Below are 12,096 nucleotides of genomic sequence, written 5' to 3' on the forward strand. Positions count from 1 at the left end.
ACAGCGTGCCTTTTTACTTTCTAGTAAACACAACTATGTAACTTTTAGTTTTCAAATAAAAACAAATAGTTTCCAATTAAAACAAGGAGTAAATACTATGATAGCCGTAGAATTAGTCATCGTTCTGCTGGCCATTTTTTTAGGGGCCAGGTTGGGCGGTATCGGTATCGGATTTGCGGGTGGGATTGGTGTTTTGGTGTTGGCGATTATTGGCGTCAAACCGGGCAGCATTCCCTTTGATGTTATTTCAATCATCATGGCCGTTATTGCCGCAATCTCTGCAATGCAGGTCGCCGGTGGTATGGATTATCTGGTGCAACAAACTGAAAAATTGCTGCGTAAGAATCCAAAACACATCACCATCCTTGCCCCACTGGTCACCTATTTTCTGACCATCTTCGCCGGGACAGGTAACATTTCTCTGTCAGCCCTGCCGGTGATTGCAGAAGTGGCGAAAGAACAAGGCATCAAACCTTGCCGCCCACTGTCTACCGCCGTTGTCTCCGCACAGATTGCTATCACCGCCTCACCTATTTCGGCGGCAGTCGTTTACATGTCTTCCGTCATGGAAGGCCACGGCGTCAGCTACTTACATTTACTGATGATTGTTATCCCATCCACCCTGCTTGCGGTGTTTGTGATGTCATTGATCGTTTCCTGGTGCTTTAACTCCAAACTTTCCGATGACCCTGTTTATTTGAAACGTTTGGAAGAAGGCTTAGTAACACTGCGTGGCGACACGGTAAAAGTGATTAAACCACGCGCTAAAGCCTCAGTGTTGTTGTTCCTGGCGGGCGTATTGTGTGTTGTGGCGTATGCCATTATCAACAGCCCAAGTGTCGGTTTAGTGGCAACACCACTGATGAATACCACCAATGCCATCCTGATTATCATGCTGAGTGTGGCGACCATCACCACCATGGTGTGTTCAGTTGAAACTGACTCAATCCTGAATTCCAGTACATTTAAAGCCGGTATGAGTGCTTGTATCTGTATCCTCGGTGTTGCTTGGTTGGGTGATACTTTTGTGCAGCACAATCTGGAATGGATTAAAGAAACTGCGGGTAGCCTGATTCAGACTCACTCATGGTTACTGGCTGTTATCTTCTTCTTCTGTTCAGCACTGCTTTACTCTCAGGCAGCAACTGCTAAGGCATTGATGCCAATGGCAATGGCTCTGAACGTTTCACCACTGGCAGCGATTGCTTCTTTCGCAGCGGTTTCTGGTCTGTTCATTCTGCCGACTTACCCAACACTGGTTGCGGCAGTACAAATGGACGACACCGGCACCACTCGCATTGGTCGCTTCGTGTTCAACCATCCGTTCTTCATCCCTGGCACCATCGGGGTAGCACTGGCCGTCTGTTTCGGCTTTGTCATGGGCGGTCTGGTTCTGTAATCGTTTGAATGATGGGGCGCACCACGCGCCCCATTTCCTCAGCTATATCTCATCGTTACATAAATCATCTTCTGACCCACCCCCGCTTCGCGCTATAGTATTTTCTTATTATTCCCTGTTTTCTTGTCATGAACCCGAGGTGAACATGTCTGATTGTGATGCAATTGTGGTATTGTGCACCGCCCCAGATGAAGCCAGCGCACAGGATTTAGCCGCGAAGGTTGTGGGTGAGAAATTGGCCGCTTGTGCCACCTTGCTGCCGGGCGCGACCTCGATTTACGCCTGGGAAGGTAAGCTCCAGCAAGAGTATGAAGTCCAGTTATTGTTCAAAAGCAATACGGGCCACCAGCAGGCGCTTCTCAGCTATATCAAACAACATCACCCCTACCAGACACCCGAATTGTTGGTGCTGCCGGTACGGGACGGAGATAAAGATTACCTGTCATGGCTCAACGCTTCATTACTCTGATTCTGCTGCTGTGCAGCGTTTTACTTGCGCCGCACAGCGCACAGGCTTCACTGTTTGGTGAAAACGCCTCTTTTGGCCAGAAAAGTAGCCAGAACCGGTTTATCCCTGTTGATCAGGCGTTTGCTTTTGATTTTCGCCAGCAAAGTGACCAGCTCACCCTAAGCTGGCAGATTCATCCCGACTATTATCTGTATCGCCAGCAAATCAAAATTGTGCCGCATAATGCCACGCTTGGCGCACTGACACTGCCGGAAGGCATTGCACATCATGATGAATTCTATGGTGAAGTCGCGATTTTCAAGCAACAACTCACACTGAAAATCCCAATTATGCAGGCCGGCGAGCAAGCCAGTGTCAGTGTGACCTATCAGGGGTGTGCTGAGGCTGGATTCTGTTATCCGCCAGAAACCCGAGTGGTGCCGCTCTCTGCGGTGGCTGCCGGTTCATCCGTGGCCGCAGGCATAGAAGCGGCGTCTTCTGTAGCCAATAATTCGCCCCCAACACCTGCGGAGTTGCCGTTCTCTCCACTATGGGCGCTCCTGATTGGTATCGGCATTGCCTTTACTCCTTGTGTATTGCCAATGTATCCGCTGATTTCAGCCATCATTCTTGGCCGAGAAAAACCACATAGTCAGCGGCGAATATTGCTGCTGGCCGTGGTCTATGTGCAAGGAATGGCGCTGACCTACACCCTACTTGGCTTGGTGGTTGCAGCAGCTGGCTTACAGTTTCAGGCAGCATTACAACATCCTTATGTACTGATTGGGCTGTCGGCACTGTTTGCATTGTTGGCATTATCCATGTTCGGCCTGTATTCGCTGCAATTACCTTCGTCACTACAAACCCGGCTAGTGCAGTGGAGCAGCAGCCAACGCGGGGGATCACTGGCCGGTGTCTTTGCCATGGGTGCACTGGCGGGGCTAATTTGTTCGCCCTGCACCACTGCGCCACTCAGTGCCATTCTGCTCTATATCGCCCAAAGCGGTAACATGTTGGCTGGCGGTGGTACTTTATATTTATATGCCTTAGGGATGGGGATCCCATTGGTCATTGTGACGTTATTCGGCAATAAACTTCTGCCACGCAGTGGCCCATGGATGCAGTACGTCAAAGAAGCTTTTGGTTTTGTTATTCTGGCACTGCCGGTGTTCTTGCTAGAAAGAGTGTTAGGTGATGTCTGGGGTTTACGTTTATGGAGTTTGCTGGCGATTGCTTTCTTCGGCTGGGCATTTGTATTAAGTCTAAAAGCGCACTCCGGTTGGGCGCGAGCCTGCCAATTATTGCTGCTGGCCGCCTTGCTAATTGCCGCCCGCCCACTACAAGATTGGGCTTTTGGCAGTACCACACAACAGAGTGAAGTTAAGCATTTAGCCTTTAAGCCAGTGGCTGACTTACCACAATTGCAAGCGGCATTAGCCCAAGCGCAGGGTAAGCCGGTGATGTTAGATCTATACGCTGATTGGTGTGTAGCCTGCAAAGAGTTTGAGAAATACACTTTCAGCGATGAACAGGTTCAACGCCAATTAGCCAATACCGTATTACTACAAGCGGATGTAACGGCTAACAGTGCGGAACATGCAGCACTGCTAAAATCATTAAATGTGTTGGGCTTGCCGACCATTCTGTTTTTTGATGCACAGGGTAATGAAGTGAACGATGCCAGAGTGACCGGCTTTATGAATGCCAGCGAGTTTTTGCAACATTTACAAAATAAGGCGCGGTAAATCTATCGTGATTTACCGCGATGAGTGGCAGTGGGTTACTCAACAGCAGCATCTGACAGCCGTTTTTTTAGCTGATTATATTGTTGTTCAACATATTGTTCTGCTGCACGTTGATCGCTAATGGCTTCCACTTTGACCGCACAATGCTTGAATTCCGGTGTTTTTGACACCGGATCAACATGGTCCACCGTCAGTTCATTACAGGCCCCAATCCACCACTGATACGTCATATACACCGCACCACGGTTAGCTCGCTCGGTAACACTGGCGCGAGCAATCACTTTACCCCGTCGCGAAGAAATCCAGATAAGTTGTTGATCGATAACCCCTAGCTCATTGGCATCTTCTGGGTGAATTTGCACATAACCCGGTTCATCCGCCAGGATTTTCAGTGTTGCACAGTTACCGGTCATTGAGCGGCAGCTGTAGTGTCCCACCTCTCGCACAGTACAAAGTGCCAGTGGATAATCACGGTTAGTTTGCTCATGAGGCGGCTGCCACGGTGCACAACTGAGTAAACCTTTGCCATCCTCGGTGGCAAATTGATTGCCGGTATAAAGGTAAGGAGTACCGGGATGATCTTCGGTGGGGCAAGGCCATTGCACATACCCTAGCCCTGCCATTTTTTCATAGGTTGCCCCATAAAATGGCGGGCATAAGCCGCGCATTTCATCCCAGATTTGCTGAGTATTTTGGTAGGCCATCGGGTAACCCATTGCCGTGGACATTAGGCTGATAATTTCCCAATCGGGCTTCACGTCGCCCTTTGGCTCAATGGCTTTATTAAAGTGCTGGAAACCGCGATCGGCGCTGGTATAAACCCCCTCATGCTCACCCCAAGAGGTGGCTGGAAGCACCACATCGGCCAATTCAGCGGTCTTCGTCATAAAAATATCCTGCACCACCACCAGTTCCAGCGCCTCAAACGCCGTACGCATTGCGGCTAATTCTGGCTCGGTCTGGATAGGATCCTCGCCAAATACGTAATAGGCTTTGAGTTTTCCTTCTGCGACTTTATGCGGCACATCAGTAATCGAGAATCCCACCTGTGCAGGCAGTTCAGAGACACCCCAGGCTGCGGCAAAACGGCCTCTGGCCTCTGGATCTGTCACTTTTTCATAGCCGGGGAAAGTGTTGGGCAATACACCCATATCACAAGCGCCCTGCACATTATTCTGGCCGCGAACCGGCCCGACGCCGACATTAGGCCGCCCAAGATTACCCGTTAGCAGTGCTAGCGAAGACAACCCTTTCACGACGTCTACCGCTTGCCCCCATTGAGTGACACCCATCCCCCACAAAATCGTTGCTGCCGGAGCTGTAGCATAAGTTCGCATCGCCTGACGCACCGCTTGCGCAGGCAGACCGGTAATATGCTCAATATCTTCCGGGCGGTAATCTGCAATTCCCGCTTTCAGTTCATCAAAGCCACGGGTGTGCGTGCGCACATAATGATCGTCATAGAGTTTTTCTTCAATCAGTACATAAATGAACGCATTCACCAGCGCCATATTTGCGCCATTTTTCAACGCCAGCCATTGATCAGCAATGCGCGCAGTTTCAATATGCCGAGGATCGCAGACGATCAGTTTGGCCCCTTTATTTTTGGCTTTGATAATGCGTCTGGCGACGATCGGATGGGAATCCGCAGCGTTATAGCCAAATACCAAGATGCAATCGGTATTTTCAAGTTCACCGATGGAATTGCTCATCGCGCCATTGCCCAGCGTTTGCTGTAAACCGGCTACCGAAGGGCCATGACATAAGCGGGCGCAGCAGTCGATATTGTTTGTACCAATCGCGGCTCGGGCAAATTTTTGCATCACATAATTGGCCTCATTACCCGGCCCCCGAGAAGAACCGGTCATCATGATGGCATCCGGTCCGTGGCGTTTTTTGATGGCTTTGAGTTTGGTGGTGATAAATGTAATGGCTTCTTGCCAGCTCACACGTTCAAACGCCTCACCCCGCTGGCGCCGTAATAAGGGGGCCGTCAACCGTGGAGTTAATAGGCGGGTATCATTGAGAAAATCCCAACCATAATAGCCCTTCAGGCACAATTCCCCTTGGTTGGTGACGCCATTGGCCGGCTGTGCACCGACGATTTCGCCGTCTTCCACCAATAAATTTAATTTGCATCCAGAACCACAATAGGGGCAGACAGTGAGGATCTTTTCCATTTTTTTATCCTTATAACCGCAGACATTACCGAGCAATGCCCGGTACAGCACCACGAGCAGCGCGCAGTTGTCTGTCCCGCTGTAGCGTTTCCAACGCCATTGGCGTCACCAGTTTCAATGCGTTCGTTGGGCAGACCTCTATGCAGGCCGGGCCAGCTTCACGCGTATGGCATAAATCGCATTTATGCGCTTGGGCACTCACCGTCGCGTTATGACTAACTTGTTCAACCATGTTCATCGCCCCAAACGGGCAGACCAACATGCAGGTTTTGCAACCAATACAACGTGATGCCATCACTTGTACCCCATCGGCACCGGTCACAATTGCGCCATTTGGGCAAGAATTCTCGCAAGGCGCATCCTCACATTGATGACAGAGGATTGGTGTACTCACTGCGAAACTTTTCATCACACTCAGACGCGGATGAAATTGATCCGCCGTTATACTGCTGGCCTTATTATCTGTGCTGTGTGCTACCACACAGGCGATTTCGCAGGTGCGGCAACCAATACACTGAGTCATATCAGCGATAACAAATCGGTTCATCTTTTCTCCTGGCCGCTGGCGTTATAAAACATCAAGATAATAAGCAATGCTTTCGGCCGCTTTGCGCCCCTCGGCAATCGCGGTGACAATCAAGTCGGCACCACGCACGATGTCACCACCGGCAAAGATCTTGGGGTTGCTGGTTTGATACGGATAACCGGAAATAGTCGGTGCAACTACCCGCCCCTGCTTATCCAGCACCACATTGTGTTCAGCTAACCACGACATCCGATGCGGGCTAAAACCAAAGGCCATGATCACAGCATCGGCGGGAATAATGTGTTCAGAACCGGGAATAGGCCGCGCCTGCCGCCGCCCTTTAGCATCGGCCTGCCCCATTTCAGTTCGTACCATTTTGATGCCAGTCACCTGCCCTTGCTCATCCACTTCAATCCGTTGCGGTTGAAGGTTAAACATAAATTCAGCCCCTTCCTCACGCGCATTTTTAACTTCGCGTTTGGAGCCGGGCATGTTCTTTTCATCACGGCGATATGCACAAATCACATTGGCAGCACCATGACGCAATGAGGTACGCACACAGTCCATCGCGGTATCACCACCACCTAATACCACCACTCGCTGGTTTTCCATGCTGACATACGGGTGAGCACCACTGGCGCTATATCCCATCAGATGTTGGGTATTACCAATCAAGAATGGCAAAGCATCAAAAACGCCGGTGGCATCTTCATTTTCCAACCCGGAGCGCATCGAACGGTACGTCCCCACCCCTAAGAACAGTGCATCAAACTCACTGAGCAGGCTCTCCATCGTGATATCACGACCAATTTCGGTATTCAGGCAAAACTCAACGCCCATCTCACTAAAGATCTCACGCCGCCGGGTCATCACGCCTTTTTCCAATTTGAACGCCGGAATGCCAAAGGTCAGCAAGCCCCCAATTTCGGGATAACGATCGAATACCACTGGCGTAATGCCGTTTCTAACCAAAATATCCGCACAGCCCAATCCCGCAGGCCCTGCGCCGATAATGGCAACGCGCTTACCTGTCGACTTAACGCCGGACATATCGGGTCGCCAGCCTGTTGCCAGTGCCGTTTCAGTGATATGCCGTTCAATTTGGCCGATGGTGACTGCACCATCGTGGTCATTCAAGGTACAAGCCTGTTCACATAAGCGATCTTGCGGGCATACCCGGCCACAGATCTCCGGCAAACTGCTGGTTTGATGTGACAGCTCCGCCGCCTCATGAATACGCCCTTGATGCGCCAAAGCGATCCATTTCGGAATGGCGTTATGCAGTGGGCAAGTCCACTGACAGATAGTCTTATCACCACAATTAAGGCAGCGCTCTGCCTGTTCAAGAATTTGGCCTTCGGTAAAGGGTAAATAGATCTCGGCGAAACTGTTCTTACGCTCCTCAAGTGGAATTTTTTTCGCCTCGCGCCGTGGTGTTCGTGGCCGCAGTAATAAGTTAACAGGAGCCGCATCACGGATATTCTTGCTTAACGGGCTAAAAGAGTGAGTCGCACCAGCACCTGAGGCAGTGCCAAACAAACGGCCATTATGCTCATTCAATGCCGTGCGCTGGCGCTTCTGGCGCTGCTGATTCAGTAAGTAATTCTGATCAACCAACGTCAGTGCTTGAGTTGGGCACGTTTTGATACACGCGGGGCCATCAGGTTGGTTAATACATAAGTCACATTTTTGCGCTTCAGTACGTTGATAGGCATCTGCCAAACGATGGCTGGCGGGTTGAACGGTTTCAGTCACAACAGTCATCATGCCAAATGGGCAGGCAATCATGCAGGTTTTACAACCAATGCATTTCTCCTGAATGACTTGGACACTATTATTTATTTCAACAATAGCCCCATTGGGGCAGGTGCTGGCGCAAGGCGCATCTTCACAGTGATGACAAAAAACCGCTGTGGCGCTGTAGTTATCTTTAAAAACTTGATTCCCTTTAAATACTTTAACCCGCGGAGTGAAGTATTCCGGTTTATCCGGGAAATGGCCTTCATGATGTGCTACGACACAAGCTACTTCACAGCTGCGACAACCAATACAGCTTTCAGCGTCCGCAACAATAAATGGATTCATCTTATTTCTTCCCATAAGTCATATCATTGCCAGATAAGTAATTATTATTTTCAACAACCCTTTACAACTCTACAAATTCATTAACCTTATAAACATAGTGGCTATAATACTTTATTATTACAATTAATTTTTAATGCAAAAAAATTGTGCTTTTGCTGATATTTCTGGCTAATTAAATTGGCAAATGCACAGCCATACAGTAATGACCTGTGGGAAGAATCGATTAAGCATAGGGAATTATCCCTATTAATCTTAATAATAAAGAATATTCATTTGTGCCATGCTAACTGGACGTTTATTTAAACGATAAAATCATTCGACACTTGATTGATCCAGATCACTTTAATATTAAACCCCGACAAGATTTCATTAAAAAAAACCAAGGTAATGGGGGTTGCAGCAAGGCTGTAATGCTATCGGGCTAAACAGCAAAGATACTGGGTATTTGTGATGACAGCCCCACTTCTCTGTACAGCGACACAACAATTAAATAATTTACCCCCACTTTTTTGGGCCGATGCACAATGCGATTTATTATCCCTCTCCATATAATGGATACAGCGCTAACAAAGACATTTATGAGAATTAACTTTTGTATTTATATAACACCAAATAAAAAATAGGTTATTGCATTTTATTCATCGAGAATTTAAATGCGGCAACCTAAAAAATGATTTATAGAGGGTATAAAAATGAGTCTGGAAGCCGCTGTCCCTGAAAAACGGACCCACGTCCGATATATCATATTATTAATTATCTTTATTGTAACGGCAATTAACTATGCTGACCGGGCAACATTGTCAATTGCGGGTACTGAAGTTGCAAAAGCCTTGGAATTAGATGCTGTTGCAATGGGATATATTTTCTCAGCTTTTGGCTGGGCATATCTATTAATGCAAATACCTGGTGGCTGGTTACTTGACCGCTACGGCTCCAAACGTGTTTATACCTATAGCTTGTTTTTCTGGTCTCTCTTTACCTTTACACAAGGCTTTGTTGACATGTTCCCGGTAGCTTATGCTGCTATCTCCATGTTTATCATGCGCTTTATGTTAGGTTTCTCTGAGGCTCCGTCCTTCCCTGCTAACGCCAGAATTGTCGCCGCCTGGTTCCCAACCAAAGAAAGGGGAACTGCATCGGCAATCTTTAACTCGGCACAATACTTCTCGCTGGCAATCTTCTCTCCATTATTAGGCTATTTAACCTTTGCCTGGGGCTGGCAGCATGTATTTACCGTGATGGGTGGACTCGGTTTCGTCTTAACCATAGCTTGGGTTAAATTTATTCATAACCCGACTGATCATCCCGATATGTCTGCATCTGAACTTGAATACATTAAACAAGGCGGTGCCGTTGTTGATATGGACCATAAGAAACCAGATGGTCATAAAAACGGCCCTAAATTAGATTATCTTAAGCAACTGTTAGCTAGCCGAATGATGCTGGGCGTCTTTTTCGGTCAATACTTCATTAATACCATTACCTGGTTCTTCCTAACTTGGTTCCCGATTTATTTAGTACAAGATAAAGGGATGTCGATTTTAAAAGTGGGTATGGTGGCCTCTATTCCAGCACTGTGTGGTTTTGCTGGCGGTGTGTTAGGCGGCGTATTCTCTGACTCATTAATCAAACGTGGTCATTCACTGACTTTTGCACGTAAAGTACCTATCGTGTTAGGCATGCTATTGGCATCAAGTATTATTCTGTGTAACTACGTAGACAGTGACTTTGTGGTCGTCGCACTGATGGCATTAGCCTTCTTCGGTAAAGGCTTTGGTGCCTTGGGTTGGCCCGTCATTGCCGATACTGCACCCAAAGAAATTGTCGGTCTGTGCGGTGGCTTATTTAACGTCTTTGGTAACGTTGCCTCCATCGTTACGCCACTGGTCATCGGCTACTTGGTGAAAGAGTTACATTCATTTAATGCAGCGTTAATCTTTGTCGGTTGCTCGGCCATTATGGCGATGTTCTGCTACTTATTTGTCGTCGGCGATATCAAACGCTTGGAATTGAAAACTTCTTGATAGACCCAAAACAGGTGCCTCTCGTGGGGCACTTGTTGTTTAGAATATAAGATAAATATTATAAGGGTAATATTATGAGCATGAGTCATAGTCCTGTAGAAAACCCGCTTTATATTAAAGTGCAGGATGCAGATAACGTTGCCATTGTGGTTAATAATAATGGGCTTTGCGCTGGCACCCGGTTTAAATGCGGTCTTGAACTTATTGAGCATGTGCCACAAGGGCATAAAGTTGCATTAGTCGATATCCCTAAAGGCGGAGCAATCATTCGCTATGCGGAAGTGATTGGTCTGGCGATGCGGGACATTGCCCGTGGCAGTTGGATTGATGAATCACTGGTCGAGCTACCCGCAGCCCCTGCACTGGAAACGCTCCCTCTAGCCACTGCGGTGCCTGCGCCACTGCCCCCGTTAGAGGGTTACACCTTCGAGGGCTATCGCAATACTGACGGCAGTGTCGGCACTAAAAATCTACTCGCGATTACCACCAGCGTACATTGTGTGGCCGGTGTGGTGGATTATGTGGTCAATATTATTGAACGTACTCTGCTACCCAAATACCCCAATGTTGACGGTGTGGTCGCGCTGAATCACTTATATGGCTGTGGGGTGGCAATCAATGCACCGGCAGCAGTGGTGCCCATCCGTACCCTCCATAATCTGGCCCTTAACCCCAATTTTGGCGGAGAAGTCATGGTAGTCGGCCTGGGTTGTGAAAAACTCCAACCAGAACGACTGCTGGAAGGCACTCCAGACGTGCAAGTTATCTCTCTGGATGAAAGCAATATTGTGCGTTTGCAGGATGAGAAACACGTTGGCTTCCGCTCAATGGTTGAAGATATTTTGCAAGTGGCTGAAAAACACTTACAACGCCTGAATATGCGCCAACGTGAAACCTGCCCGGCTTCTGAATTGGTGGTAGGAATGCAATGTGGCGGTAGCGATGCTTTCTCTGGTGTAACAGCCAACCCCGCCGTGGGCTATGCTTCTGACTTACTGGTGCGTTGTGGCGCGACAGTGATGTTCTCAGAAGTCACTGAAGTGCGCGATGCCATCCATCTGTTAACCCCTCGGGCGATGGATGAAGATGTGGGCAGAAGGTTGTTGGAAGAGATGAAATGGTACGATGATTATCTCGAAACGGGCAAAACAGACCGCAGTGCTAACCCTTCTCCCGGCAACAAAAAAGGCGGTCTGGCTAATGTGGTTGAAAAAGCCCTCGGCTCGATTGCCAAATCAGGCCGTAGTGCCATTGTTGAAGTGCTTTCGCCGGGGCAGCGCCCAACCAAGCGTGGGTTAATTTTTGCCGCAACACCGGCCAGCGATTTTGTTTGTGGCACTCAACAACTGGCCTCTGGCATTACTGTACAAGTCTTTACGACCGGGCGCGGTACACCTTATGGCTTGGCGGCGGTCCCCGTCATCAAGATGGCAACCCGCACAGATTTGGCGAACCGCTGGCATGATTTGATGGATATCGATGCTGGAACCATTGCCACCGGTGATGCCACTATCGAAGACGTCGGCCAGCAATTATTTGAATTTATTTTGGATATTGCCAGCGACCGTAAGCGCACATGGTCTGATCAATGGGGGCTACGCAATGCTCTGGCGGTGTTTAACCCAGCCCCTGTGACCTGAGTCACTCCGTTTCATCATCGGCCGGTCGATTGACCGGCCTATTTCTTTG

Annotated in this window: 8 protein-coding genes; 5 read left to right on the forward strand and 3 right to left on the reverse strand. The window is 48.7% G+C overall.

Translation table 11 applies throughout. The annotated features are described in order from the left end of the window. Positions 1 to 97 precede the first annotated feature (97 nt). From ACIOG0_RS19760 to ACIOG0_RS19770, 3 genes are all read left to right on the forward strand, one after another. On the forward strand, positions 98 to 1,399 hold the full coding sequence (locus ACIOG0_RS19760; RefSeq protein ID WP_050099743.1) for an anaerobic C4-dicarboxylate transporter: 1,302 nt from the start codon (positions 98 to 100) through the stop codon (positions 1,397 to 1,399). A 145-nt stretch (positions 1,400 to 1,544) separates the two neighbouring features. Beyond that, the gene (gene cutA / locus ACIOG0_RS19765; RefSeq protein ID WP_050099742.1) at positions 1,545 to 1,868 is read left to right on the forward strand and encodes a divalent cation tolerance protein CutA; all 324 of its coding nucleotides are present in this window, start codon (positions 1,545 to 1,547) and stop codon (positions 1,866 to 1,868) included. Continuing rightward, positions 1,844 to 3,592 carry a protein-disulfide reductase DsbD gene (locus ACIOG0_RS19770; protein ID WP_050099740.1) on the forward strand — a complete coding sequence of 583 codons (1,749 nt, stop codon included), beginning with the start codon at positions 1,844 to 1,846 and terminating at the stop codon, positions 3,590 to 3,592. Before cutA ends, ACIOG0_RS19770 begins: the two co-directional genes overlap by 25 nt. 35 nt (positions 3,593 to 3,627) lie before the next feature. Here ACIOG0_RS19770 and fdhF read toward each other — a convergent pair whose 3' ends face one another. The 3 genes from fdhF to aegA are packed head-to-tail and all read right to left on the reverse strand — an operon-like array spanning position 3,628 to position 8,383. Then, positions 3,628 to 5,772, reverse strand: a complete 2,145-nt coding sequence (gene fdhF / locus ACIOG0_RS19775) for a formate dehydrogenase subunit alpha (protein ID WP_128451786.1) — start codon at positions 5,770 to 5,772, stop codon at positions 3,628 to 3,630. A gap of 25 nt (positions 5,773 to 5,797) precedes the next feature. After that, the gene (locus ACIOG0_RS19780) at positions 5,798 to 6,319 is read right to left on the reverse strand and encodes a 4Fe-4S dicluster domain-containing protein (RefSeq protein WP_050140935.1); all 522 of its coding nucleotides are present in this window, start codon (positions 6,317 to 6,319) and stop codon (positions 5,798 to 5,800) included. A gap of 21 nt (positions 6,320 to 6,340) precedes the next feature. Continuing rightward, on the reverse strand, positions 6,341 to 8,383 hold the full coding sequence (gene aegA, locus ACIOG0_RS19785) for a formate-dependent uric acid utilization protein AegA (protein WP_145581847.1): 2,043 nt from the start codon (positions 8,381 to 8,383) through the stop codon (positions 6,341 to 6,343). Positions 8,384 to 9,075: 692 nt separating this feature from the next. Between aegA and ACIOG0_RS19790 the strand changes: the two genes are divergently transcribed. Both ACIOG0_RS19790 and garD read left to right on the forward strand, forming a co-directional pair. Further along, positions 9,076 to 10,407 (forward strand): MFS transporter, encoded by a 1,332-nt coding sequence (locus ACIOG0_RS19790; protein WP_050099734.1) that lies wholly within the window; start codon positions 9,076 to 9,078, stop codon positions 10,405 to 10,407. A gap of 74 nt (positions 10,408 to 10,481) precedes the next feature. Continuing rightward, positions 10,482 to 12,047, forward strand: a complete 1,566-nt coding sequence (gene garD, locus ACIOG0_RS19795; RefSeq protein WP_050099733.1) for a galactarate dehydratase — start codon at positions 10,482 to 10,484, stop codon at positions 12,045 to 12,047. Positions 12,048 to 12,096: the final 49 nt, after the last annotated feature.

It is taken from the genome of Yersinia vastinensis, from assembly GCF_044905075.1.
Lineage (GTDB): Bacteria > Pseudomonadota > Gammaproteobacteria > Enterobacterales > Enterobacteriaceae > Yersinia > Yersinia vastinensis.